Origin of the sequence: Streptomyces bobili, assembly GCF_002154575.1 — a bacterium.
In the GTDB taxonomy this organism is placed as follows: domain Bacteria; phylum Actinomycetota; class Actinomycetes; order Streptomycetales; family Streptomycetaceae; genus Streptomyces; species Streptomyces bobili.
The window spans coordinates 1-24961 of record NZ_MUBA01000246.1 but is presented as its reverse complement, the minus strand read 5'-3'; the positions used below and the strand labels follow the sequence as shown (position 1 = coordinate 24961).

18 protein-coding genes are annotated in these 24961 nt (G+C 71.6%); 6 read left to right on the top strand and 12 right to left on the bottom strand.

The features are described 5' to 3' along the window. Nucleotides 1-54: 54 nt before the first annotated feature. The 3 genes from dpgA to dpgC are packed head-to-tail and all read left to right on the top strand — an operon-like array spanning nucleotide 55 to nucleotide 3202. Entirely contained in the window at nucleotides 55-1188 is a 1134-nt protein-coding gene (gene dpgA, locus BZL64_RS20505) for a 3,5-dihydroxyphenylacetyl-CoA synthase DpgA (RefSeq protein WP_086770657.1), read from the top strand. 11 nt (nucleotides 1189-1199) lie between these two features. Then, the gene (dpgB, locus tag BZL64_RS20500) at nucleotides 1200-1868 is read left to right on the top strand and encodes an enoyl-CoA-hydratase DpgB (protein ID WP_208639480.1); all 669 of its coding nucleotides are present in this window, start codon (nucleotides 1200-1202) and stop codon (nucleotides 1866-1868) included. 59 nt (nucleotides 1869-1927) lie between these two features. Further along, nucleotides 1928-3202 carry a (3,5-dihydroxyphenyl)acetyl-CoA 1,2-dioxygenase DpgC gene (gene dpgC / locus BZL64_RS20495; RefSeq protein WP_086770667.1) on the top strand — a complete coding sequence of 425 codons (1275 nt, stop codon included), beginning with the start codon at nucleotides 1928-1930 and terminating at the stop codon, nucleotides 3200-3202. Between the two features lie 60 nt (nucleotides 3203-3262). On the opposite strand, the gene BZL64_RS20490 is transcribed toward dpgC, so the two are convergent. From BZL64_RS20490 to BZL64_RS20475, 4 genes are all read right to left on the bottom strand, one after another. After that, the gene (locus BZL64_RS20490; RefSeq protein WP_086770655.1) at nucleotides 3263-3694 is read right to left on the bottom strand and encodes a cold-shock protein; all 432 of its coding nucleotides are present in this window, start codon (nucleotides 3692-3694) and stop codon (nucleotides 3263-3265) included. Between the two features lie 141 nt (nucleotides 3695-3835). After that, nucleotides 3836-5086: a beta-ketoacyl-[acyl-carrier-protein] synthase family protein gene (locus BZL64_RS20485; protein ID WP_167396173.1), complete on the bottom strand. Its 1251-nt coding sequence runs from the start codon at nucleotides 5084-5086 to the stop codon at nucleotides 3836-3838. Beyond that, the gene (locus tag BZL64_RS20480; protein WP_086770654.1) at nucleotides 5083-5319 is read right to left on the bottom strand and encodes an acyl carrier protein; all 237 of its coding nucleotides are present in this window, start codon (nucleotides 5317-5319) and stop codon (nucleotides 5083-5085) included. The genes BZL64_RS20485 and BZL64_RS20480 overlap by 4 nt, the downstream gene beginning before the upstream one ends. 50 nt (nucleotides 5320-5369) lie before the next feature. Next, complete coding sequence (locus BZL64_RS20475; RefSeq protein ID WP_244205415.1) at nucleotides 5370-6344, bottom strand: beta-ketoacyl-ACP synthase III; 975 nt, start codon at nucleotides 6342-6344, stop codon at nucleotides 5370-5372. Nucleotides 6345-6748: 404 nt separating this feature from the next. Here BZL64_RS20475 and BZL64_RS20470 point away from each other — a divergent pair, with 404 nt between their 5' ends. Further along, nucleotides 6749-6958 (top strand): MbtH family protein, encoded by a 210-nt coding sequence (locus BZL64_RS20470; RefSeq protein ID WP_086770652.1) that lies wholly within the window; start codon nucleotides 6749-6751, stop codon nucleotides 6956-6958. 123 nt (nucleotides 6959-7081) lie between these two features. Here the strand turns inward: BZL64_RS20470 and BZL64_RS20465 are convergent, their stop codons facing one another. Next, entirely contained in the window at nucleotides 7082-7894 is an 813-nt protein-coding gene (locus BZL64_RS20465) for a thioesterase II family protein (RefSeq protein WP_086770651.1), read from the bottom strand. Nucleotide 7895: 1 nt separating this feature from the next. Next, a complete protein-coding gene (locus BZL64_RS20460; protein WP_086770650.1) occupies nucleotides 7896-8720 on the bottom strand; it encodes an FkbM family methyltransferase in 825 nt (274 codons plus the stop codon). Between the two features lie 200 nt (nucleotides 8721-8920). Here BZL64_RS20460 and BZL64_RS20455 point away from each other — a divergent pair, with 200 nt between their 5' ends. Next, nucleotides 8921-11569, top strand: coding sequence for a non-ribosomal peptide synthetase (locus tag BZL64_RS20455; RefSeq protein ID WP_086770649.1), 2649 nt, complete (start codon nucleotides 8921-8923; stop codon nucleotides 11567-11569). Between the two features lie 26 nt (nucleotides 11570-11595). On the opposite strand, the gene BZL64_RS20450 is transcribed toward BZL64_RS20455, so the two are convergent. The 6 genes from BZL64_RS20450 to BZL64_RS20425 are packed head-to-tail and all read right to left on the bottom strand — an operon-like array spanning nucleotide 11596 to nucleotide 19543. Beyond that, nucleotides 11596-12384: a hypothetical protein gene (locus BZL64_RS20450; RefSeq protein WP_086770648.1), complete on the bottom strand. Its 789-nt coding sequence runs from the start codon at nucleotides 12382-12384 to the stop codon at nucleotides 11596-11598. 1 nt (nucleotide 12385) lies between these two features. Continuing rightward, nucleotides 12386-14731 (bottom strand): hypothetical protein, encoded by a 2346-nt coding sequence (locus BZL64_RS41240; protein WP_244205414.1) that lies wholly within the window; start codon nucleotides 14729-14731, stop codon nucleotides 12386-12388. After that, nucleotides 14728-16380: a GH3 family acyl-acid amido synthetase gene (locus tag BZL64_RS20440; RefSeq protein WP_086770647.1), complete on the bottom strand. Its 1653-nt coding sequence runs from the start codon at nucleotides 16378-16380 to the stop codon at nucleotides 14728-14730. Before BZL64_RS20440 ends, BZL64_RS41240 begins: the two co-directional genes overlap by 4 nt. After that, a complete protein-coding gene (locus BZL64_RS20435) occupies nucleotides 16381-17082 on the bottom strand; it encodes a DUF6182 family protein (protein WP_143663239.1) in 702 nt (233 codons plus the stop codon). Next, nucleotides 17079-18230 carry a hypothetical protein gene (locus tag BZL64_RS20430; RefSeq protein WP_143663237.1) on the bottom strand — a complete coding sequence of 384 codons (1152 nt, stop codon included), beginning with the start codon at nucleotides 18228-18230 and terminating at the stop codon, nucleotides 17079-17081. Before BZL64_RS20430 ends, BZL64_RS20435 begins: the two co-directional genes overlap by 4 nt. Then, on the bottom strand, nucleotides 18227-19543 hold the full coding sequence (locus BZL64_RS20425; RefSeq protein WP_158101545.1) for a helix-turn-helix domain-containing protein: 1317 nt from the start codon (nucleotides 19541-19543) through the stop codon (nucleotides 18227-18229). Before BZL64_RS20425 ends, BZL64_RS20430 begins: the two co-directional genes overlap by 4 nt. Nucleotides 19544-20000: 457 nt before the next feature. On the opposite strand from BZL64_RS20425, the gene BZL64_RS20420 reads away from it, so the two are divergent. Next, on the top strand, nucleotides 20001-24961 hold a 4961-nt coding region (locus BZL64_RS20420; protein ID WP_086770643.1), incomplete at its 3' end, for a condensation domain-containing protein.

The following is a 24961-nucleotide window of genomic DNA, read 5'->3' as shown; positions in this document are numbered from 1 at the left end:
AGCAGCGCTACGCACCATACGAAGCAAGACCCGCATGTGGGGATGGACCTACCGATGACCCTCCACGCGGCTCTCCCGCAACCGCACGCCACCGAGAGCAAGAGCACGGGCGTCGTCGGCATCGTCGGCGTCGGTACGGCGACCACGGAAGCCTCGTACACACAGCCGGAGGTCCTGGACATTTTCGGGATCACCGATCCCAAGGTCCGCTCCGTCTTCCTCAACAGCGCCATCGAACGGCGTCACCTCACCATCCCGCCCCGAGGCAGCGACGGCAGCCGCCTCGCCGAGCCCCAGGGCGAACTGCTCGCCAAGCACAAGAGAATCGCGCTGGACATGGGAGCGCGCGCCGTGCACGCCTGCCTGGAGAGCTCCGGCTACGAACTGGCGGACGTCGACTACCTGTGCTGCGTCACCTCCACCGGATTCCTCACTCCCGGCCTGAGCGCCCTGCTCATCCGCGAGATGGGGCTCTCACCCGGCACCAGCCGCGTCGACATCGTCGGCATGGGCTGCAACGCCGGGCTGAACGCGTTGAACGCCGTCGCCGGATGGTCGGCGGCCAACCCCGGCAAGGTCGCCGTCATGGTCTGCGTGGAGGCCTGCTCGGCCGCGTACGTGATCGACTCGACCATGCGAACGGCCGTCGTGAACAGCTTGTTCGGCGACGGCGCCGCGGCGGTCTGCCTCGTGGCGGACAGCCTGGACGCCGCCAGTGGCCCCGCCTTCGTGCCGTCGGCGCCCGGCAGCCCGCGCATCCTGGGATTCGCCAGCCACCTCATCACCGACGCCATCGGGGCCATGCGCTACGACTGGGACGACGAGCAGGCGAAGTTCAGCTTCTACCTCGACCCGGAGATCCCCTACGTGGTCGGCGCCCACGCCGAGCGGGTCGTCGACCGGCTGCTGTCGCGCGCCGGGATACGCCGCAGCGACGTCAGCCACTGGCTCGTGCACTCGGGCGGCAAGAAGGTCATCGACGCCGTCCGGATCAACCTCGGCCTCACCCGTCACGACGTGCGGCACACCACCGGCGTGCTGCGCGACTACGGCAATGTTTCGAGCGGTTCGTTCCTCTTCTCCTACGACCGACTGCTCCGGGAGCGGTCCCCCGAGGTCGGTGACTACGGAGCCCTCATGACCATGGGGCCCGGCTCGACCATCGAAACAGCGCTGGTGCAATGGTGACGGAGAAGCAGATGAATCATCAGGACAACGACCGGGTGCTACGGCTCGACGGGCGCCAGCCGCTGTCCGCCGCATGGGTCGGCGCGGTCGTCGAAGCCTGCGGCAGGGTCGAGACCGACGGCCGCAACCTGGTCGTCCACGTCTTCGGCACCCCCGACGGCCCCTGGCCGGACGACCTCACCGTGTCGCTGGTCAGCAAGTGGGAGCGGGCACTGCGCCGCCTGGAGCGGCTGCCGGCCGCCACCATCGCCGTCGCCGAGGGCGACTGCGGCGGACTGGCGCTGGACGCCCTGCTGGCCACCGACTACCGCATCGCCACCGAAACGACCCGTCTCGTGCTGCCGGTCAGGGACGGGGCCACCTGGCCGGGCATGGCGCTCTACCGCCTGGGCCGGCAGGCCGCGGGCGCCTCCGTGATCCGTCGGGCCGCGCTCTTCGGCACTCCCGTGGCGGCGGCCGAGGCGCTGGCCGTGCATCTGGTCGACGAGGTGGCGGACGACCCGGCGCGGGCCCTGGAACTCGCCGGCGAAAGGCTCGCCCCGGTTTCGGGAAGCGAGCTGGCGATACGCCGGCAGCTGATCTTCGACGCCTCCTCCATCGCCTTCGAGGACGCTCTCGGTGCCCACCTCGCCGCCTGCGACCGGGCACTGCGGCGCGCTGCCGTAGAGGTGGCGTCGTGATCGGGCCCGCCCCGGTCCGGGCGCACGGGCCCGACACAGCCCTTTCGGTACGGGGGGAGCTGGCCCGCGCCCGCATCGTGCTGGCCGAGGCCGCCCGGCGCACCCAGGACCGGCTGGCCGCCCTGCCCGCGCCGCGGGAGCGGTCCGTGCGCGAGCGCGAGATCGCTGCCGCGGCGCTGGACGGCACCCGTACCCTGCGCGCCGCCTTCATGGAGGCGCACGCGGAGGCCGTCTACGACGAGCTGACGGCGAACCGCGACCGCGGCCTGAGCCTGGCCGAGCTGGCCGAGGCTGCCGCGACGGCCTTCCCCGGCCTCGTCCCCACCGGCGACCAGTTGGCGGCCGAACGGAGCGTGGCGCAGGCGGAGAAGGAGGGCCACGAGATCGACCAGGGCATCTTCTTCAGCCGGCTGCTGGGCTCGCCGACGGCCGGCACGCACCTGGTCGAGTCGCAGCTCCGGCCGACGCCCCGCGCACTCGCGCTGTACGCCGGGTACGCCGCCACGGGCGCGGCGGACCTGGGGTCGGTGCGGATCGAGCGCACCGCCGGCGTGGCACGCCTGACGATGTGCCGCGACGACTGCCTGAACGCCGAGGACAACCGTCAGATCGACGACATGGAGACGGCGGTGGATCTGGCGCTGCTGGATCCCGAGGTGGAGGTCTGCCTGCTGCGCGGGGGAGAGATGACCCATCCCCGGTACCGGGGGCGGCGGGTGTTCAGCGCCGGCATCAACCTCAAGTCGCTGCACAGCGGCGACATCTCGCTCGTCGACTTTCTCCTGCGCCGGGAACTCGGCTACATCCAGAAGATCCTGCGCGGCATTCGTCCGCAGGACAGCGACAGCTGGCGCAGGCCGACGGTCGAGAAGCCCTGGGTCGCCGTGGTGGACACGTTCGCCATCGGCGGCGGCGCCCAGCTCCTGCTGGTGTTCGATCATGTCATCGCCGCCTCGGACGCCTACCTCAGCCTCCCCGCGGCCAAGGAGGGGATCATCCCCGGCGCCGCCGCCCTGCGACTCGTACGGGCGGCCGGCCCCCGTCTGTCCCGGCAGATCATCCTGGAGGGCCGCCGGGTCCGGGCCGCCGAACCGGACGCCCGGCTGCTGGTGGACGAGGTCCACGAGAACGAGGAGCTGGACGGAGCCGTCGAGCGGAGCCTCGAGCGGCTGAGAGGTCCCGCTGTCGTCGCCAATCGGCGGATGCTGCAGCTCGCGGAGGAATCCGCGGACGAATTCCGGCGCTACATGGCGGAGTTCGCCTATCAGCAGGCGCTTCGCCTGTACAGCGCCGACGTGCTCGACAAGGTGGGGCGCTTTTCCGGGGCGACGTAGGAAGGTCCCGGCAGAGCGGCAGGGAGGGGGTGCGGTCGCGCACCCCCTCCCTGCCGTTGCTCAGCCCTCGGTCCACCCGTGGCTCTTGGCGAACCGAAGAAGCCCGTCGCGCACGGGCATGATCTGCGCCCCCGTGAGCGAGGGCGCGGCCGACAACAGCGTGTCGGTCACCTCATGCAGGAACTCGGACGCCGTCAGCACGTCACACAGGGACTCGTCCCCGTCCGCCTGCCTGGCCGCGACCGCTCCGGCGCCGGCAGCGCGCGCGCCGGCCGGCTTGACCTCGGCCCCCTCCGGCAGCCTGACGGACGAGGCCTTGAGCCCGCGATCCCCCTCCTCCACCTCGAACTCGACGACGAGCCCCGGGCGCAGCTGATGCTCGGGCATCAGCAGATCGTTCACATGCAGGAAGACGTCCTCCCCTCCATGCTCAGGCGCGATGAACCCGAATCCCCGAACGCCGTCGAACCGCACCACATGACCGGTAACCATGCCACCAACCCCACAAGACATCGGGCCCCTTGCCCGAACGGACACCAAGATTCAGAAGATAGGCCAGCCCGTCCCCGCGAGGCGAGGGCGCTGTCCGCCGGACACTGCCGCAGTTGAACGGGAGCGGTGCGGCGCCGCGGCTCAGGGGCGGCCGAGGACGACCACCGCGTTGTGGCCGCCGAACCCGAAGGCGTTGCTGACCGCGATCGGGACGGGGGCGTGCCGGGCCGTGCGATGGACGATGTCGATGTCGGCCACGTCGGCGCCCGGCGTCTCGAAGTTGGCGGTCGGCGGGATGACGCCGTGGTCGATGGACAGCGCCGTGAACGCCGCCTCGACGGCGCCGGCCGCGCCCAGCATGTGGCCGGTCACCCCCTTGGTGGAGGTCACCGCCGTGTGCGAGCCGAAGAAGTGCTCGATCAGCCGCGCCTCGACGGCGTCCCCCTGCGGCGTGCTGGTCGCGTGCGCGTTGACCAGCGCCACCTCCGACGCGGACACCCCGGCGTCCGCCAGGGCCTGCCGCATGGCGAGCTGTGCGCCCTTCCCCTCCGGGTGGGGAGAGGTGAGGTGGTAGGCGTCCGAGGATTCGCCGTAGCCCAGCAGCCTCGCGTACGGCCGCCGGCCGCGCGCCCGCGCGGCTTCCGCGTGCTCCAGTACGAGCACCGCGGCCCCCTCCGCCAGGACGAAGCCGTCGCGCTCCCGGTCGAACGGACGGGAGGCGGCCGAAGGCGCGTCGCGGCGCCGGGAGAGCGCCTTGAGCCGGTCGAAACCGGCGGACGTGATGGGCAGCACCGCGGCGTCGGTGCCCCCGGCGAGCACCGCGTCGCAGCGGCCGGCCCGCAGCAGGTCGAGCGCGAACCCCAGCGCGGACGCGCCGGACGCACACGCGGTGGAGAGGCCGAGCGACACTCCGTGCAGGCCCAGATCCATGGACACGGAGGCCGCCGCCATGTTTCCGATGGCCTTCGGGACCGCCAGCGGGTTGACCGGTCGCGGCCTCGCCTCCGCCAGCCGCGCAGCCTGCTCCAGCCACGTCCCCAGGCCCCCGCACGCGCTGCCCATCAGGACTCCGACGCGTGCGGGATCCCAGCCCCCGTCGCCCGGAGCCGCGTCGGCGACGGCCTCGCGGGCCGCGGCGACGGCGTACTGCGAGAAGGGGTCCATGCGGCGAGCGTCGGTACCCAGCAGCCGGTTCGCGTCGAACCCGGAGGTCGCACAGCTGAAGTCCACGGGCAGGCCCTGGAGCCGGGCGTCAGGGGCCGCCGTGGGCAGCCCGGCGCAGACGGCCTTCCAGGAGGTCATGGTGTCGGTTCCGGCCGGTGTCACCATCCCGAGGCCTGTGATCACCACCTCGGGGGACCGATGTCTGCTCGTGTGTCTGCTCGTGCTCATGCTGGTATGTCCGCTCCGCGTGACTCCAACAGCCTGGCCAGCTCGGAGACGGTGGTGAGGCTGCTCAGGTCCTCCTCCGCGACCTCGACGCCGAGTTCGTCCTCCAACTGCGCGCCGAGCTCCGCCAGCGAGAGCGAGTCGACCTCCAGGTCCACGAAGGACCTGTCCGGATCGATGGTCCCCGGAACCTTGTACACGGTGCCCAGCAGATTGATCAGGTAATCGATGAACACAGGTGGGTTCCTTCCCCTAGACCTCTGAGATCTCGACCTCTGAGATCCCCTCAGACCTCTGAAGTGATGGCGGTCAGCTGCGGCCAGACCAGGGCTGTCGACGCCCAGCTGAGACCGCCGCCGAAGGCGGTGAGTGCCGTTCGGGCGCCGGGCCGCAGCTCGTTCCTCGACAGCGCTCCGGCCAGCGCCAGAGGGATGGAGGCGGCCGCCGTGTTCCCGATCCGGCTCAGCCCGCACACCACCTGCTCGGGGGGCAGCTCGAGCCGTCTGGCCAGCGCCTCGACGATCCGCGCGTTGGCCTGGTGCGGTACCAGTAGGTCGAGTGTCCGCGGACTCCAGCCGCAGTCCTTCAGCACCCGCCGGGTCGAGTTCGCCATCTGCTCGATGGCCTGGAGGTACACCGTCCGTCCTGCCATGGCGAACCAGCGGTCACCGGTCGGCTGCTCGCGGATTCCGGGAACCCGGATCAGCTCCGCGCCCGCGCCGTCACTGCCCAGGTCGTACGCGAGGAGCGCACCGGGCTCGTCGGACGAACCCGCGCGGAGCACCACCGCTCCGGCCCCGTCGCCGAAGAGGACGGCGGTGGACCGGTCCGTCGGGTCGACGATGCGGGAGTAGGTCTCCGCGGCGACGACGAGGGCGCTGTTCACGATCCCCGCGGTGATGAGGGCGCCGGCCGACGCCAGGGCGTACAGGAAGCCGCTGCAGACCGCGGAGACGTCGAACGCGGGAATGCCGCCCTGCCCGACGCGGTGCGCGATCTCCGGCGCCGCGGCGGGGCACGGGCGCTCCGGCGTGGTCGTGGCGAAGACGAGGCTGTCGACCGAGTCCGTCCCCGCGGAACGCAGGGCGTTCCCGGCGGCCTCGCAGGCCAGGTCGATCACCGAGATGTCAGGGGTGACCCGGCGGCGGGACTCGATTCCGGTGCGGGTGCGAATCCACTCGTCGCTGGTCTGCAGGTCGTCCGGAAGAGACGAATTGCCGATCTCTGTCTTCGGCAGGCAGGTCCCCAGTCCGGAAATCACTGCCGCAGGCCGCGACTTCGGCCCGCTCCGGGCGGATCTGTCGAGGTCCGATGCCCTCATTCGGTCGCCTTTCGGAGTACGTGCGCGATCAGCACAGCAGACCGTGACATCAGGTGATTTCTACGCCCGGCGACCGTACCCATTCTGGGAACGGGGGCACAACCGCGGCCCGTCGCGGCACCGGGGGAGGGGCGGAGCGGGGGCGCCGCACCGACCTCCACGGGCCTGTCGGGCGATGTATCGTCGCTGGTGGCTGAGGGAAAGATGTTCAACTGGTGCGGTGGCGCAGTTGAACGAGGGTGTGGTGATCGCTGCCGATTGATTAGCCTCCGATGGCCGCTGTTGATCGGGGGATGGCCCTGACCTGACGCCCGATTTCACATCACCTGGGAAAGGACGGCGTGGTGACGAATCCATTCGACGACCCCGATGCCAACTACTACGTGTTGGTCAACGAAGAGGGTCAGCACTCCCTTTGGCCGATCTTCGCGGACGCACCTGACGGTTGGAAGATCGCGTTCGGTGAGGCGGGTCGTGTGGAATGCCTCGACTTCATCGAGAAGCACTGGACCGACATGCGGCCCAAGAGTCTTGTCGAGGCCATGGAGAGTTAGTCGGCAACAGCCTCTGCCCGGCCGGCCGACGGCCGGGCAGAGGCGTTTCTCCGTCCAAGTGAGCTGCGGGCCGCCCGAGATGAACCGGGCGGCCCGCAGCCGTACGTGCTCAGAGTGCCGGGCTCAGAGCGCCGGGCGAGGCGGGCGCTCCTCCACGCCGGCCTGCCGCAGGTGGGCGGGCAGGGCCGCCACCAACCGCTCCATCGTCTCGTTCAGCACGAAGTGACCGGCGTCGAGGTGATGCACCGAGAACGAGGTGCTGGTCTCCTCGCCCCAGGCCGACAGGTCCTCGAAGCCGACAAAGGGATCGTGCCGTCCGCCCACCGCGACGATGGGGACGTCCAGCCGCTCCGTGTGCTCGGTCGTCCCCTCCTCCGCGATACGGAAGTCGGCGCGCAGGGTGGGTTCGAAGACATCCATGATCTCGGGGTCGCCGAGCACGGACTCGTCGATCCCGCCGTACAGCGCGACGCGTTCGAAGAACTCCTCCCGCGGGAGCAGATGGATCGACTCCGAGGAGCGCCGGACGGGGCCCGCGATGGAGGAGACGACCAGTGCCTCGGGCCGCTTCCCGTGTCTGTCGCGGAGCCGGTGTGCCAGCTCCAGCGCGATCACGCTGCCCGAGCAGTGTCCGAGGAGGACGAAGGGCCGGTCGCTCAGCGCGGCGACAGCCGGTTCCAGAGCGTCCACCAGCAGTTGGAGGTCGTCGAACGGCGCTTCGTCGATCCGGTTCTCCCGCCCCGGGAAGCGGATGGCGCACAACTCGGCCCCGGCGGGCAGCCGTCCGGCCCACGGGGTGAACGCGGCAGCCCCGGCTCCCGCGTGGGGGAAGCAGAACACCCTGATACGCGCGTCCGGGATCCGCTGCGGGCGTACGACCCAGCGCTTGGCGGAGAGCAGCGCGCGCGGGTCCGTCGCCGGAGAGGTGGCCGCCATCTCACCCCACCCGCCAGGCGAAGACGGTGTGGAGATCGCTGGTCCGGTACTCGGCGGCCTGCCGGACGGAGGTGGACATGCCGTGCCCTTCGAGGAGGGAGAGCACCTCTTGGAGCGCTCCGTCGCGATCGGCGACCTCGATGGCGGCGTTCCGGACCGCCGGCCACAGCCCGTCGCCGATCCCCTGCAGCACCCGGAGTTCGAACCCCTCCACGTCCACCTTGAGGAAGTCGATGCGGTCGATGCCGGCCCGTCCGGCGAACGTCTCCACGCGCTGCACGTCGCAGCGCACCAACTGCCGCTCGCTGAGGCAGTCGTCCACGAGCTCCTCCGCCGCGATGATGAATTCGTCCCGGAGTTCTCCGTCGAGCGAATCCGCGGCGCTGGTGATGAAGGCCGACGCAAGCCCTCGGTCGACTTCCGGATCGGCGTCAAAACCCGACATCATGGTGTAGTTCGGGTAGTACGTCAGCTCGCGCGTCTGATCCTCGTCGCCCAGGGCCACGTTGTGGGCGTGGGCGTGGGGGAGGTGCCCGGTGTTCCGCCGGAGCGCGTCGAAGACATCGGGCGCCGGCTCGAAGGCGAAGACCTTCGCGTCGGGCCACCTTTCCATGGCGAAGAGGGTGAACAGCCCTATGTTGGCGCCGATGTCCAGAATCACCGGCTTCGCGGGAACGTCCCAGCCCCGCGGCGGGATATAGGACTCGTCGCTGAAGATCTCGCGGTACAGGTAGTCCGTCTCGTTGCCGTTGAGGCTGAAGACGTGCATCCCATTCGGGAGCTTTCTCCTGACCGGAGCCGTGGGAGCTCCTCCACCTGCTGTCATCGCACCGAGATTAGGGCGCCCCCGGTGTCGGCACCGGCAGTGCGGGAGGTGATTGTGCGGCAGTTCCGCGTACACCTGGGGCGCCTGTCGGGGGAGGGGCGCTATGTGCGTTGCCGACGAGTCGCCGCTCAAACTGCCTTTCGCGCTGATCACGGCCTCGTAGCATGCTCGATGGTTCGGCGATGTGGAGGAGCGCAGATATGGCGAGGGCACACAATCACGCGGTCCGGCTCCGGCTGAGCGATCCGACGCAGGTGGAATCGGTGAGGCGGCGGTTCTCCGGCGCCGGTTTCCGTGTGGTGGACGTGCCGCAGGCGTCGACCGGGCCCGGCGCCGTCGAGGCGTGGCGCGAGGAGGCGGCGGTCGTGGAGAAGGCGCACGCGCTGCTGCTCTGCCACCCGGACGGTCCGGCCGACCTGGTGGCCGTCGCCCCGCGGGCACTGCTGGACGCGGCCGGACTCCGCCGCCTGGCCGCAAGGTCGGTCGGCGGGGACTGGAACGCGGTGTGCGGCGAGTTCGAGCACCTCGCGCGGAGCGCCTGTGACATACCGGCGGTGCCGATCGGCGCGCCACCCGGCTGGGGGCTGGGGGAGGGCGACGGCGACCGGTTCGCCACGGCCTGGGCGGCCTTGCCGTCCGATGCCCCGGCCGACGAACAGCAGCTGCGGACGGCCCTGGCCGTGACGCTCCAGCGCTACGACGCAGACGACACCGAGCAGGTCACGGTCGGCTCCGACCCAGCCGTCGCCGTGCGGGTGAGCGGTACCCCCGAGGGGACAGCACAGGCGGATTCCCCGGTGGTGGCAGGCACGCTGCCGGGCAGCGGCGCGGAACCGCTACGTGCGGACGAGGCATACCTGCCCTCCCTCGCGCCGGCCTTCCCGCTGACCTTCTCCCTCGAGCGCCGGGCGGACCACCGCCTCTGGCTGCGTTGCGACCACCTGCTGAGCCACGCCTGCCCCGCCATCGGCGAGCAGCTGGTACGGCATGTCGCGCACGTGTACGCCGGGTCGGCGGGCGCCGGACGGCCCCCGGCCGCCGACATCGAGCTCTTCGACGACACCGAACGGCACCGGATCGTGCGCCTGGGCAGTTCGGTGCCCCCGGCGCCCTCCCCGGCGGCCACCGTGCACGAGGCCTTCGCCGCGGTGGCGGACTCCGCACCCGATGCCCTGGCGGTGTCCGACGACGAGGTCGACCTCACCTACGAGCAACTGGACCGGCTGGCGGGGGTGTTCGCGGCCAACCTGAAGGCGCACGGGGTGCGCGCCGGTGACCGGGTCGGCGTATGCCTGGACCGGTCCGCCGAGCAGATCGCCGTGCTTCTGGGTGTGCTCAGGACCGGCGCGGCCTATGTCCCGGTCGACCCCGCGTACCCGGCCGAGCGGGTGGCGTACACCATGGACGACGTGGAGGCACGCCTGCTGGTGACCCGGTCCGCCGAGTCCCCGCGGCAGCGGGCGTACCGGACGGTGACGCCCGATCAGCTGCTCGGGGACGACGTGCCGGAGAGCACCGGCGAGCAGGGCGGCACCGAGGACACCGCGTACGTGATCTACACGTCGGGTTCCACCGGGCGGCCCAAGGGCGTCGCCGTACCCCATGGCAACGTCCTGAGCCTGGTCCAGGCCACCCGCGCCGGCATGCGGCTCGGGGCGGCGGACGTGTGGACGTTCTTCCACTCCAGCGCCTTCGACTTCTCCGTGTGGGAGATCTGGGGCTGCCTGCTCACCGGCGGCCGGCTGGTGATCGTGCCCCATCACACCTCCCGCGACCCGGAGCAACTGCGGGAACTCCTGGTGGCGCACGGGGTCACCGTCCTGAGCCAGACGCCCTCGGCGCTCGCCAACCTCCTGTCCGTCGACCACAGCGGCCTTCCGGTGCGGCTGCTGATCCTCGGCGGTGAGCCGCTCGACGCCAGGATGCTGCTGCCGTGGTTCGACGCCTACCCCGGCGACCGGTGCCAGGTGGTCAACATGTTCGGCATCACCGAGACCACCGTGCACGTCACCGCCCAGACCGTGACCCGCGACCTCGCGCTCTCCGCGACCCGCTCGGTGGGCGCCCCGCTGCCGGGCTGGCACGTCTACGTCCTGGACTCCGCGGGGCGGCTGCTCCCTCCCGGTGCGGCCGGCGAGATCCATGTCGGCGGGGCCGGTGTCGCGCAGGGGTACGTCGGCCGGCCGGACCTGACGGCGCAACGGTTCCTGACCGACCCGTACCAGGGGGGCCGCATGTACCGCAGCGGCGACCTGGGGCGGCTGCGCCCGGACGGGGCGCTGGAGCATCTGGGGCGCATCGACAGCCAGGTCAAGATCCGGGGTTTCCGGATCGAGCTGGACGAAATCCGCTCGGTGCTGCTGGAGAGCGGACACGTCCGGGCCGCCGCGGTGGTCGTGGACCCCGCGCACGGCGGGCGCCTCGACGCCTATGTGGTGCTGGACGGCAGCGACGTGAAGGCCGTGCGCCGGTACGTGGCCGCCGTCCTGCCCGATTACATGGTCCCCTCGACCGTGACGGAGCTGGACGCCCTTCCGCTGACCACGAGCGGCAAGGTCGACGTGGCGCGGCTGCCCGCCCCCGCTGTCACCACCGGGGCCGGCCAGGACGACACGCCGACGGCGGACGACACTCTGGCCGCGTGGCTGCAGAAGCTGTGGGAAGAGCTGCTGGGTGTCCCGATCGGGCTGGACGACGACTTCTTCGAAGCCGGAGGCAACTCGACGGTGGCGGTGAAGAGCAACGCCGCGATGCGCGCCGAGGGCATGCCCACCCTCCGCCTCCGCCAGTTCTACCGCCACCCCACAATCCGCCAGGTGGTGGCGGCGCTCAAGGCGGCCGAAGGGTGAGCCCGGCCTGATCCGAACGAGAGGCCCTAACGCCCCAGGTCGCCGAGGACCCGCCGGACCTGCTCGGCGACCTCCGGAACGGACCGGCCGGAGCAGTCGATCCGCCGCACCGCGATCTCCGGCCGGTGGGCGCCCAGCCACTCCAGCACCGCCGCGTACCCCTGCCGGGCCCGCGTCAGGAACTCCGTGGTCTCGTGCAGCTCGTGGGAGCGGTCCCGGCCCCGGGTGCGTGACACCGCCTCGGCCACGGGCAGGTCGAGGTGCAGGACCGCGTCGGGTGCCGCGACACCGAACCGCCGGACCAGGCCGTCGAACATCTCCTGCGGCGGCCTGGTCCCCAGCTGGAGCAGGTCCGCGCCCACCGACCACGGGTCCTCGCCGCCCGTGCACTCGCGCAGCCAGGTCCGTACCGCCCGAGCGGCGGCCGCGTCCTGCTTCTGCCACCAGGCCGGCACGTCGGCGCCCGGCTCGGCGTCGTCCGTCTCGATGCGCCCGAACAGCGGCAGATAGACCAGGGGGTCGATGAGCGGGTGCCGGTCGGCCAGCACCGTCCGGCCCTGTCCGGCCGCCTGGCGCTCCGCCGGGCCGTAGAGGTGCAGTTGCAGGGCGAGGGCGGCGAGCTTCAGGTGCACCCCGCCCAGGGCGTCGGCCGCGGCCGACGCGTCGGCCAGCATCCGGGACAGCTCGGCGACCGGACTGGCCGGGTCTTCGTGCGCCCGGATCGCGTGGATCGCCGTGATGCCGTCCGTCTCACGCATGCTGCGCAGCACCGTGGTCTTGCCGGTGCCGTCGATGCCGACCACGGCCACCCGCATCTCAGACACCTCCCTGCGCCTGTTCGAGGTGCCAGAGGCGCAATGCCGTCCGGACCACCCCGGGGAGGAAGTCGAACTGCCGCTGGGTGTGCCCCGCGGCGTACAGTGCCAGCCGCGTCATCAGGAACTCCCGCAGCGCCAGCTGGTATCCGCGCCGCCAGTCGCAGCCGGCGACCAGCTCCGCGGCCCGCGGCGACACGGCGGCCACCGCCTGCGCGTGGAGCTGGAGCATCGCCGCCACCTCGGCCTCCGTCGCGTCCTCGCCCAGCGTGAACGCGAGCAGTTCCACGACGTCGCGTTGCGGCAGGCCGACCACCGCCAGCTCCCAGTCGTACGCCACCACGCGGCCGTCCTGCACCGCGAGGTTGCGCGGGTTGAAGTCGTTGTGGACCAGTGTCCGGGGCAGGGCGTACAGCTCCTGCGTCCAGTTGCCGGCGTCCTCGACGATGCCGAGCACCGCGTCCCGCCCGTCGGCGTCGAGCAACTCCGGCTGATCCGCCGCCGCGTGCCGCACCAGGGCCGCCCACAGCTCACCGGCCTTGGCCAGCAGCGCGGGATCGGGGACCTGGTGCAGCCAGCCCTCTGCCAGCAACTCCTCCTCCCGGCCGAGCCAGTGTCCGTGGACCGAGGCGATCGCGCGCAGGGCCAGTCGGACCCGGTCCCGGGTCCACGGCTGCCCGTCGTGGCGCAGTCGCTCCATGAGGACGACATAGGCCTCGCGCTCGTCGTCCTCCAGGAGACCGAAACACCGGGGCAGCAGCTCCCGCAGCGGGCCGTCCGTACGGCGGTACACCGACAGCTCCCGTCGGTGGGCGTCGGTGAACTCGGTGTAGCCGCCCCAGCGGTGCCAGGCGTCGGCCACCTCCGCACCGCACAGCGAGACCAGCCGGGCGATGCCGGCGACGATCTCCTCGCCCCGCGACTTGACCTTCGCCACGAGGTCGGCCGTATGGGCGCAGCCGTCGCCGTCGGTCCAGCTCACCCGCAGCGGATGAATGCCGGTGAGCTTGCGGTTCTCGCCCAGCGCACCGAGCTCGCTGGCGATTCCGTCGCCGTGCAGCTGCGGCAGGTGCTCCACCCGGGTCACATGGACCCCGGGGTCGTCGAGTCCCTGCGCGAGCACCGGCTGCAGCAGCGCCGTGTTGAGGTCGTCGGGAGCCTGCAGCCAATTGACGAGTCGGGCCCGGCCGAGCCGCTGGTGCGCTTCGGCGAACTGCCCGCTGACGACCGCCGCCAGCGTGGAGACGTCGAGCGCCAGGGCGAACCCGGCCACGATCTCGGCGAACCGGCGGACGCCGCCCGCACCCGCGCAGCCGAGCATCTCCAGGAGGTCGCGCTGGTGCGGCAGCGCCGTGCCGCCGCCGACGGTGCCGACGGCCAGATTGGGCAGCAGAAGAGTGACGATCACTCCGTCGCCGTCCCTCTCCAGCGAGAAGAGCGACACCCCCGACTCGTGGACGCACGCCACGTCCTGCCCCGTCGCCAGGAAGAGCGCCGCCACCACGTTGGCCGCGTTGATGCCGTACCCCGTCATGCCGGCGTGCTGGGCGCCCATGACCGTCGCGGTGTAGCCCTTGACCATGGCCTCGGGGGTGGTCTTCAGGACCGCCGCCATGACCTCACGGCTCAGTCGGCATTCGGCGGTCACCCGGCTGCCACGGCCGAACAGCATGGAGCCGGCCGTCACCTTCTTGTCGCCGCTGAGATTGCCCTCCAGCAACATGCCGACGGGCCGCAGGCTCTCGTCCTCGGCCAGGGCGTCGGTCAGCCAGCGGCAGATCTGCCAGGTCGCCGCCGTGGTCATGTTCTGACCGGCGGCGTCGGCCGTCTCGAAGACGAACCGCAGGTGCAGATAGCGGCCTATCTGGTACGGGTCGACGTCCACCAGACGGGTGTGCCGCGACACCAGGCGGACCTGCTCGTCCAGCAGGCCACGCCGCTGCCGCAGCCAGCCGGTGAACCGCCGGGCGGTGGCGATGTCGGCGAACTCGAACGCGGGTACCCGGTTCATCCGCTGCGACAGCACCGCCGTCGTCACCCCACCGGACCGTGTGAGGGCGCGGGCGCCCCGCGACGCCGAGGCGACGAGCGCCCCCTCGGTGGTGGCCAGCGGCGCCACGATGTCCCCGCGCGCGGCGTCGCCGGCGAAGCGCAGCGGACCGGCCAGGCCGACCGGCACCTCGAGGGAGCCGACGAAATTCTCCACGTTTCCGACCAGCTTCTGCGCGTCCAGGCCGGTCGTCTCCAGCGACGCCAGCGCGCTGCCGCTCCGGCCGCGCAGCCAGCCGAGCCGCTGCCGGCGGGCGTCCTCGGAGTACTGCCCCCGGCCGGGTATCGACTCGTTCATACGGTGCCGCCCTCCGTTACGGCCTGCCCCGCGGACGCCTCGCGACCCGCGGTGATCCGCGCCCACGCCTGCGTACTGGGCTGGAAGATCCGGTCCTTGACCCGGGGCGGGCGCTGCCCGGCGCGTACGACGTGCTCCCACTCCCGCAGGAAGGCGTCCTCCGGTACGGCGATCACCTCCACCGGTCCGATCCGCCCGCCCGCACGGCCCTCCCGGTAGCCGTCGCACTGCTCGGCCAGGCGCACGTCCAGGGCGTCGGCCAGGGCGGCGACCGGCGGGCCCGCGAAGGCGACCGCGAGCTGGTAGCGCGCTCCTCCGGGGGCGAGGCGGTAGGTCGCGTTGCGGATCTCCCCGCCGGTGTCGTGGCAGGCGGCGCCCAGGGCACGCAGCGCGGCGGCCTCGGTCAGCTCCTCGCCCGCGGCGGACCGGGTGGTGTTGCGGCCCGCGTACTCGATTCGCGGGGTGCGGCCGACCTTCCCGACGACCCGGACCACGTCCGTCACCGCACAGCGGTACATGCCGCCCACGTGGCTGAACACCAGGTGGTAGTCGCGGCCTTCCTCCAGCTCGGGGATGAGCATCGTCGGGCTGTCGGCCGTGAGGGGCTGGTCGGCGGGCACGAACTCGTACACACAGCCCGGCAGGTACAACGGGGCGCCGCCGGGGTGGCGGTCGACCGGCACGGCGGCCGGCCCTTCGCAGGAGGCGATCGGTGCGGAGAACAGCTGGACGCCAGGCCCGTACATCTCCCGCACCCGAGGAAGGTAGAGGGAGGCGAGCCCACTGTTCCAGACGAAGATCGCGGAAAGGTGCGGCCAGAGGTGGTAGGGGTACAGCGTGCCGAAGGCCGCGGCGTACCGCTCGAGCTGGTCCGCGCGCTCCGGACGGGGTTGCGTGTGCGGCCGGCCGTCGAGGGTGCCGGCCCGCACGTCCTCGACCAGGCGGGGCCAGAGTTCGCGCAACTGGTAGGGCAGGGCGGCGACCATGGCGGGGTTGATGCCGATCAGCAGCCGGATGTCCTGCTCGGCGGCGAGCCGCAGCTTGTAGTAGCTGCGGTCCCAGGGACTGGCCGATGCCAGCTCCTCGGGTATGCGGCTCCAGGGGGCGTGGATGCCGGGGCCGGAGGCGGAGTCTTCGCCGATCTTGCGGTAGTCGAACTGGCTCGCTCCGATGTGCGGTTGGCCGGTGCTGGTCCGGGCGATGGGCGAGGTCGGGTCCTGCCAGAGGTTCAGCACCCGTTCGGGCGCCGCGAGGGCATCCGGCAGCGTCTGCAACAAGGGGGCGAAACTGGCGTGGTAGAAGGGCAGGAAGGTGCTCCGCAGGTAGGTCCGCGTGACCGGGATGTGCTTCTCCCGCCCCGTGCTCCCGCTGGAGGAGAAGTAGACCAGCGGGTCGTCGGCGGTCAGCACGTTCCGCTCGCCGTTCATCGTCCGCTCGATCCACGGCATCAGGTCTTCGTGGGTGCGGATCGGCACCGCCTTGCGCAGCTCCTCCACGGTCCGGACCCCGGCGAGCCCGTGCTCGCGGCCGAAGGCGGTGTCGGCGTTCTGCTCCAGGACGGTCGTGAGCAGATCGCGCTGCACCGCTTCGGGGTGGTCCAACGTGTCCAGGAAACGGCGGTGTTCCGCGAGAACTCGTGTCGCCTGCATTCAGTGGTCTCCTCCGTGACGGTTCGAGGTCAGCACGCCGAACAGGCGCAGGTCCCCGGCGCCGGTCCGGGCGGGGGCGATCCGGGTCTGCGCCGAGCCGGCCCGGGTGGGGTCGAGGGCGTCGCGGAAGTCCGCGGTGGCGAGGGCCGGCCGGTGTTCGACGAGCAGGGTGTCGCCGGGCCGGATCAGCCCGCGCAGCGACGCCTCGGCGACGAGGTGATGCACGTGGACCAGGTACGCGCCGGTGCTCACCCCGCCGACGGCGAGCGCGACCTCGACGTGGTGCCCGGTGGGCGGCCCAGGGACGGTCACCGCGAGCTCCCCGGCCGGGGCCTCCATCGGGGCCGGGCCCGAGAAGGCGCGCAGCAGCCGGGACAGCGAGGTCAGAGCGCGCCGGGGAGCCGGTCCGTACCACGCCAACTGCCCGTCCGGCGTGACGTGTTGATACGGATGTCGGCCGGCCAGGGCGGCGGGCTGCCCCGCCAGGAACACGGTGCGGGTGAACGTCCGGTACCAGCCGTCGCGCAGACCCTCGGGGACGGCCAGGGCGAAGCCGGCGGCGCCGCGGATGAACGCCGCCGCGTCGAGGTGCGCCACGACCACGGCGACATCGAGTCCCGGGGCGGCGGGAAGAGCGCCGACCGCGGCCACGCGTGCCTGAGCGGCCGCGGTGAGCATCGCGGTGCCGCAGGGCGCGCTCATGTGCAGATCGCCCGGAGGACAGGGGTCAGCGGGAGGGCACCGGCACCGTGCAGGGAACTCATCAGCCGGTACGGGTCCACGTACCCCTGCTGCGCCTGGAGCCGGGACAGCTCCGCCGTCAGCCGCGCCCCGGGCGGGCCCTCGGACCCGGTGGGGGCCTGGACGAGCAGGCGGGCGGCTCGGCCGACGCACCGGCGCAGCAGCGGCATCCGGAACGACTGCGCCGAATCCCGGTGCAGGGTGCCGGCGAAGTACATGCGCATCCCGAGCCGGTAGGCGGCCCGGCCGGCGGTGCCGGGGGAGGAGGAGAGGTCGGTGAGCGTCACTCCCCGCCAGCCGCCGTAACGGCTGGAGAGGGCCGCTCCGTCGACCGGAACGCGGCTGATGGCGAGGCGCGCCACGTCCGCCCCGAAGGTGGTCAGGACGTGCGCGAGCAGCACGTAGTCGGCGGTGAGGCCGTCGTCGTGGATGAGCAGGAAGGTGCGTGCGGGACGGACCATGGGGATCAGCTCGCGCAGGATCGGCAGGAGGTAGTTGGGGAGCCCGTCGCCACTGATCAGCTGCCGCAGCGGCAGTCCCCGGCGCGAGCCGTCGAGGTGGACGGGGCCGCCGTACCGGCGGTGGTCGATCAGCAGACCGTGCGCTGCCAGCGCGTCGGTCAGCGACGCCGCCGACATGGCCAGCGGGCGGTCGTCCGCGAGCCCCGGATCACCGATGCCCAGCAGATCCAGCTGGCCCCGCCACAGCTGGAGCATGCGGCGGCCGGCGGGATGGATCCAGCCGTCCTCGTCCGCTCGGCGCAGATACCCTTGAAGGGCTCGGCGGTCCAACTCCCGGCGCTCGCTGTGGAAACGTACGTAGCGCTCGCCGATCCCCTGCTCCGTTTCGCCGCTCCAGTCCTTCTCGGGCTCCGTGACGTCCAGATACCGCCAGAAGGCCGTCGACTGGACCGTGATCGTGGCCATGCGGTTGTTCCAGACCAGCCGCACGCCGGTGACCTGTGCCGTCGCCTTGGCGATGAGGTCGGTCCAGATCAGGCCTTTGACATGGGTGGGCGTGAGCGGCTTTGTGGGCGTGATCGTCACCGGCGCGACCACGAGTTCCGTGGGCGGCGCGGAAGCGCCCGGCGGGGGAACGGGGGGAGTCATGTGACGGAGAGACAGGTGGTGTTGTGCGCGCCGGGCAGCGCCGAGGCGCTGGGGAAACGCTCGGGTGCGTGCTCCGGCCGGATCAGATGTCGCACGAGGTGGAGAGCCGCGAACCGCTGCGGTGTTCCCGTCTCGGACGCGATGCGGCGCACGAGTCCGTGCGTGCACATGCCGTGGATGATTCTCTCGGCGTATTCGACCGGGCAGCCGAGGAGCGCGACGGCGTCGCGTACCGTCCACGGGCGCGATTCGGCCAGCCTGCGCAGGGCGTCCGTCTCCACGATGGGAAGCGACGCGATGGCGTGGCGCATCCAGGAGATGAGCGAGCCGTTGGCCCCGGACGGGGACACCGCTATCCGGGCCGGCGCGGATTCGGCGATGCGCAGAAGTTCCGCGGGCTCATAGACCAGCAGCCAGGAGGCGGCCGATTCGAGTGCCGATGGAATTCCGTCGAGATGTCGGCATATTCCGGACAGTGCGTCGAGCGTTCTGGGATCCGACAGCGCGTCCGGATAGATCGGGGCGCAACGCGCTATCAGATACTGCACCGCCGGATAATCGGCGACGTCCGAGGCGCCGCCGCCGATCGCATGACCCGGGCTCGGGACGCCGAGCGGCGGTACCGAGTACGTCGCCACACCGAGCGGAACCGACGAGATCTCACAGGTCTCGTAGAGAACCCTCAGGCCGCGGCAGCGCTGAAGGAGCCCTCGCAGATCCTCCTGGTCCCGGTCGTCGAGGTCGCGGCCGTCGACGGTGAGCAGGACCTCGTTGCCGGCGAGACCCCCGGCCACGTCCTCCAGCGAGGCGCCGCATCCGATCACCTCGGCGACACCGCCGATCAGTCCCCGCGGCATCTCCGACCCGCCGTCCGCCGCGGACCCCCTGCGATCCAGGCAGATCACGGGCAGGAACTCGGTCCTGTGCAGCCGGCTCGCCACCCCTTGGATCAGGGACGTCTTGCCCATGCCGGGGGCACCCGTCACCTGGACCACCTGGACGCCGGGCGACCGCAGCAACCCGGTCAGCGAGGCCGTCTCCACCGTGCGGGGGACCAGAGAGGTGAGAGCGGTGGGCAGGTCCGGCAGCGTGTCGTACAGCGGCCTGCCGACAGCGAACCCCGCGGCGGCCTCGAACTCCGCCTGCTGCACCCGGTTCAGAAGCAGCGCGCCCGCCAGCAGCAGGACCGTCTGCGCACGCGGCGCACCCGTCCGGTCGAGTTCGAGGTCGCGAATGGTCCGCACACTCACCGTGGAGATCTCGGCCAGCTGAGTCTGCGTCATTCCCGCATGCCTTCGCGCATTGCGCAGCATGCGGCCGAATCGATCATTCGGTGGACGATCGACGATCATTTATCCCCGCTCTCTCATTCATCGGGAGCGTCTGTCAAGTGCGATCGAGATGGTGTCCCAGCCGGCAGCGCACGGCCGCCGCCTCTGAGCGTGCACGATCCGGACCGCTGTTCAAGTGAGGCACTGACCCAGTTAAACGCGGGAAACGGGGAATCAGCGTGGCATCTCATCGCCCCCTTGCCGCCCGCGATTTGTGAAGTGTTGATCAGCAGCTTGAGGTCCCGCATAGTGAAACCGGCAGGACGTGGCCCCTGCCTGTACCGGGAATGCCAGAACGTCACGTCGCAGCTTTGTCCTTGAAGGCTGGACGGCAATCAGCATGCCTTGGCGGCGGCTGCTCTCTGCTGCTCCAGCCGATGAGTCTGATCGGTGGGGGTGTGCAGGCGTGACTGCAACTCGAGGTGAAACCCAGGAACTTATGCCCGGCCAGCTCGCAGTCTGGTACGCGCAGCAACTCGCCCCGGAAAATCCGGTCTACAACATCGCGGAGTATCTGGAGATCTGCGGCGACCTCGACGAGGAGCGCTTCACCGAGGCCCTGCGACGCACGGTGGACGAGGCCGAAACGGTCCGGCTGCGCTTTCGGATGGCCGACGGTGAGCCGCGACAGTATCTCGCCACCGCGGACGACCTCCCTGTCGAGACTCTGGACGTCAGCGCCGAATCCGACCCCCACGCCGTCGCCCGGTCCTGGATGCTGAGCACACTGCGCCGGCCGTTGCACCTCCTCGGCGGGCCGCTGACCGGCCACGCCGTGATCAAGGTCGGCCGCGACCGCCATTACTGGCTGCACTACGGCCACCACCTCGTCATGGACGGATACAGCGGCCAGTTGTTCGCCCATCGCCTGGAGCGCAACTACAACGCGCTCTCCGCCGAGCCGGACGCCGACCCCGCACCAGCCCTGGAACCGGTCTCCGTCCTCTTCGACGAGGCCCGCGCCTACCGGTCCTCCCCCGCTTTGGCGGAGGACCGGGAATTCTGGACCGGAGCACTGGCGGAGGTCGCCCGCGCGGGACGTCCCGCCAGGCACAAGCCCCGTCAGCTCCCACAGGTCCCCACCCGGTACGGCGGCGAGCTCGGCGCTGAGGACACCGGTGCCCTCAAGCGGGCCGCGCGGAGGCTGGGGACCAGCCTGACCGGACTGTCGATCGCCGCGGCGGCCCTCTACCACCACCGGACCACGGGCACGCGGGACGTCGTGGTCGGCATCCCCGCGCGGGGACGGGCCGGCGGGCGGGCGCACGCGATCCCCGGCATGACCTCGAACATCCTGCCCATCCGCCTCACCGTCGGCCAGGACACGACGGTGGCGCAGCTGCTACGGCAGATCGGCGCCGAGATCCGCCTGGCGAGCCGTCACCAGCGGTACCGGTACGAGGACATCCTCCGCGATCTCAAGCTCCTCGACGGCAGTCCGCTCTGCGACCTTGTCGTCAACTCCATGTCCTTCGACTACGCGCTGGACTTCGGCGGCTGCACCACCACGGCCCACAACCTCTCCAACGGGCCGATCGACGTCCTGAGCATCGACGTGTACGACAGGCGGGCCGGCGCCGGCCTCCAACTGGACGTCGACGTCAACCCGGACGCCCGCGGGCTGGAGCCGGAAGCGGACATCTACCGGCGCTTCCTCCGGATCCTTCAGGGCCTCGCCGCGGCCGACCGCACCGCTCGCGTCGCCGCCATCGACGTCCTGTCCGCCCAGGAGCGCCGGCGCGTGCTGGTCGAGTGGGACGACACGTCGGCCGGGCCGGCGCCGGTCGTGTCGGCCGTGTCGGCGGTGGAGCTGCTCGAGGCGGAGGCCGCCGACCGTGCGGGGGTGCCGTTCGCCGCGCTGGACGCGCGCGCGAACCGCCTGGCACGGTATCTGGTGAGCCAGGGTGTGGGCGCCGAGTCGGTGGTCGGTCTCTGTCTGCCGCCGGGCGTCGACCTGATCGTGGCCTCGCTGGCCGTGTGGAGGGCCGGCGGCGCCCGGCTGCCGATCGACCCGGCGCTGCCCGCCGACTGGATCGCCGCCGTGCTCGCGGACAGCGGGACAGAGCTCGTCGTCTGCGACGGCGAGGTGCCCCCGGCGCTGCTGGAGGGCCGGGCACGTGTGGTGGCGCTGGACGACCCGTCCGTGTCCGAGCAGGTGCGCGGCCTGGAGAGCGGTCCGCTGGGCTTGCCTGTGTTCAGCCACGGCCTGGCCCAGGTGACAGCCGCGCCAGGACAGCTGGGTCGGCCCCGTCCGGTGGGCATCTCCCACGGCGCACTGGCGAACTGCGGCGCCGGCTTCGAGGGAGCCGAGGGATTCACCGGCCTGGAGGGCTTTCAGGCCGGTGCACCGCAAGGGGATGAGGTGCATCTGGGCCGCCCGGCCGCGAACTGCCGGGCCTATGTGCTGGACACGACGCTGAACCCGGTCCCGCCGGGAGTGGCGGGCGAGCTCTATCTGGCGGGCGCCGGCGTGCCGCGCGGGTACCTGGGCCGCGCCGGCCTGACGGCAAGCCGCTTCGTGGCCAACCCGTTCGCCGCGGACGGGTCGCGCCTCTACCGGTCCGGCCACCGGGTGCGCTGGAAAGCCGACGGCGGGCTGGAACTCCTGAGCCGCGCGGACGGGCAGGCGATGCTCCGTGGCCTGTGGATCGCGACCGGCGAGATCGAGTCCGTCCTGGCCGCCCACCCCGCCATCGGCCAGGCAGCGGTGATCGTCCGGGAGGACGCCCCCGGGGAGCAGCGCCTGATCGCCTACGTCGCGATGAGCGGGGACGAGGCGTCCGCGTACGCCGGTGACGCGGAGCTTGCACAGCTGATCCGCGAGTACGCGGCGGACGAACTGCCCGCGTACATGGTGCCGTCGGCCGTGGTCGTGCTCGACGCGCTGCCTTTGGCGGTCGGCGGCGGCCCGGACCGGCGGGCGCTCCAGGCGCCGGAGTACGCCACGGGTGCGAGCGGTGCGAGCCGGGGGCCGGCCGACGCCCGCGAGGAGGCCCTGTGCGCGGTCTTCGCCGAGGTGCTGGAGCTGGAGAGCGTGGGTGCCGACGACGACTTCTTCGACCTGGGCGGACATTCGCTGCTCGCAACCCAGCTCGTCAGCCGGATCCGCAGCCTGCTGGACGTGGAGCTGCCGATGCGGGCCGTCTTCGAGACCCCCACGGTCGCGGGCCTGGCGGCCAGGCTGCCGGATGCGGGCCGGGCGCGCCCCGTGCTGCGGCCACGTGAGCGCCCCGACCGGGTGCCGCTCTCCTTCGCCCAGCGTCGGCTGTGGTTCCTGGGCCGGCTCGAAGGCCCCAGCGCCACCTACAACGCCCCGATCGTCCTGCGGCTCTCCGGCGTGCTGGACACCGCGGCGCTGGCGGCCTCGATGCGTGACGTGGTCGGCCGGCACGAGGCCCTGCGCACGATCCTGCCGGTCGACGGCGCCGAACCGTACCAGCGGGTCCTCGGCATGGACGAACTGGACTGGGAGCTGGAGCACGTCACCGTCAGCGATTCCGGCCGGGCGTACGAGCAGCTCGCGGCGATGACCGACCTGCCGGAACCGGCCGCGTCGTCGCCCGACCCGTCGTCGCCCGACCCGTCGTCGGACTTGGCGGTCGCGGTGGTCGGTGCCGCGAGCCATGTCTTCGACCTGTCGGCCGAAGTGCCCTTCAAGGCCTGGCTGTTCGGGACCGGGCAGCCGGACGAGCACGTGCTGGTGGTGCTGGTGCACCACATCGCGGGCGACGGCTGGTCCATCGGCCCGCTGGCCCGGGACATCTCCTCCGCGTACACGGCGCGGTGTGCGGGACAGGCGCCGCAGTGGGCCGCGTTGCCGGTGCAGTACGCGGACTACGCGTTGTGGCAGCGGGAGCTGCTGGGCGACGAGAGCGACCCGGAGAGCGTCCTCGCGCGCCAGGTGGCGTACTGGCGGGAGGCTCTGGCGGACATCCCGGAGGAGCTGGAGCTACCGGCGGACCGGCCGCGCCCGGCGCTGGCGAGCCACCGTGGACGCACGGCTGCCTTCGCCATCTCGGGCACGGCGCACGCACGGCTGCTGGAACTGGCGCGGGCTGAGGGTGTCACGCCGTTCATGGTGTTGCACGGCGCGCTGGCGGTGCTGCTGTCCCGGCTCGGCGCGGGCACGGATGTCCCGATCGGGTCGGCGGTGGCGGGCCGGACGGACGAGGCGCTGGACGACATGGTCGGCTGCTTCGTGAACACCCTGGTCCTGCGCACCGACCTGTCGGGCGATCCCACCTTCACCGAACTCCTGGGCCGGGTACGGGAAGCCGGGCTGAGCGCCTTCGAGCATCAGGATGTGCCCTTCGAGCGGCTGGTGGAGGAGCTGGCGCCGACCCGTTCGCTGGCCCGGCACCCGCTCTTCCAGGTAGTCCTGACCATCAACGACATCGCCGATGGCCGGATGGAACTCCCAGGCCTTCAAGCGGAGTTGATCTCCACAGCGCGGCCCGCGGTGAAGTTCGATCTCGACGTCATGGTGGGGGAGGTCTTCGGAACGGAGGGCGAACCGGCCGGCGTGCGGGGTGCGGTGACCGCAGCGGCGGACCTGTTCGACGAAGGGGCGGCTCAACGGATCGCCGACTGGTTCGGCCGGGTGCTCGCGGAGTTGGTGGAGGCGCCTGCGACCCGGGTGAGTCAGGTCGGGGTGCTGTCGCCGGGCGAGCAGGAGCGGGTGTTGGTGGAGTGGAACGACACCGCCGTGCCGGTGGCTTTGGGTTCGTCGGTGCCGGGGTTGTTCGCGGCGCAGGTGGCGCGGTCTGCGGATGCGGTGGCGGTGGTGCAGGCGGGTGTGCGGGTGTCGTATGCGGAGTTGGAGGTGCGGGCGAATCGGCTGGCGCATTTCCTGCGGGTGCAGGGGGTGGGTGCGGAGTCGGTGGTGGGTCTGTGTCTGCCGCGGGGTGTGGAGATGCTGGTCGGGATCTTCGCGGTGTGGAAGGCGGGCGCGGGCTACCTCCCGCTCGACCCCGGCCAGCCCGCGGAGCGGATCGCGTTCCAGTTGCGGGACAGCCGTGCGGTGTTGACGTTGACGACGGAGGAGATCCTGGAGGGTCTTCCGGCGGGCCGGCATCGTCTGGTGGCGGTGGACGACACCGTCGTGGCGATGCAGATCGAGGCCGCTCCGGTGACGGCGCCTGTGGTGGAGGTGCGGGCGGGGCAGGTGGCGTATGTGATCTATACGTCGGGGTCGACGGGCCGGCCGAAGGGTGTCGTGGTCACTCATGGCGGGCTGGTCAACTATGTGTCGTCGGTGCCGGCCCGCATCGGGTTCGGGAGTCCGCACGGCCGGTTCGCGGTGTTGCAGGGGCAGGCGACCGACCTCGGCAACACCACGGTCTTCGCGAGCCTGGTGGGCGGGGGTGAGCTGCACTTCCTGGAGGAGGAGGCGGTCACCGA

What these genes read in the sequence shown, in the direction of transcription:
- dpgA (WP_086770657.1), top strand. Translation starts at nt 55, where the DNA reads ATGACCCTCCACGCGGCTCTCCCGCAACCGCACGCCACCGAGAGCAAG.
- dpgB (WP_208639480.1), top strand. Translation starts at nt 1,200, where the DNA reads ATGAATCATCAGGACAACGACCGGGTGCTACGGCTCGACGGGCGCCAG.
- BZL64_RS20490 (WP_086770655.1), bottom strand. Translation starts at nt 3,694, where the DNA reads ATGGTTACCGGTCATGTGGTGCGGTTCGACGGCGTTCGGGGATTCGGG.
- BZL64_RS20485 (WP_167396173.1), bottom strand. Translation starts at nt 5,086, where the DNA reads ATGAGCACGAGCAGACACACGAGCAGACATCGGTCCCCCGAGGTGGTG.
- BZL64_RS20465 (WP_086770651.1), bottom strand. Translation starts at nt 7,894, where the DNA reads ATGGCGGCCACCTCTCCGGCGACGGACCCGCGCGCGCTGCTCTCCGCC.
- BZL64_RS20460 (WP_086770650.1), bottom strand. Translation starts at nt 8,720, where the DNA reads ATGACAGCAGGTGGAGGAGCTCCCACGGCTCCGGTCAGGAGAAAGCTC.
- BZL64_RS20455 (WP_086770649.1), top strand. Translation starts at nt 8,921, where the DNA reads ATGGCGAGGGCACACAATCACGCGGTCCGGCTCCGGCTGAGCGATCCG.
- BZL64_RS20450 (WP_086770648.1), bottom strand. Translation starts at nt 12,384, where the DNA reads ATGCGGGTGGCCGTGGTCGGCATCGACGGCACCGGCAAGACCACGGTG.
- BZL64_RS41240 (WP_244205414.1), bottom strand. Translation starts at nt 14,731, where the DNA reads ATGAACGAGTCGATACCCGGCCGGGGGCAGTACTCCGAGGACGCCCGC.
- BZL64_RS20440 (WP_086770647.1), bottom strand. Translation starts at nt 16,380, where the DNA reads ATGCAGGCGACACGAGTTCTCGCGGAACACCGCCGTTTCCTGGACACG.
- BZL64_RS20435 (WP_143663239.1), bottom strand. Translation starts at nt 17,082, where the DNA reads ATGAGCGCGCCCTGCGGCACCGCGATGCTCACCGCGGCCGCTCAGGCA.
- BZL64_RS20430 (WP_143663237.1), bottom strand. Translation starts at nt 18,230, where the DNA reads ATGACTCCCCCCGTTCCCCCGCCGGGCGCTTCCGCGCCGCCCACGGAA.
- BZL64_RS20425 (WP_158101545.1), bottom strand. Translation starts at nt 19,543, where the DNA reads ATGCTGCGCAATGCGCGAAGGCATGCGGGAATGACGCAGACTCAGCTG.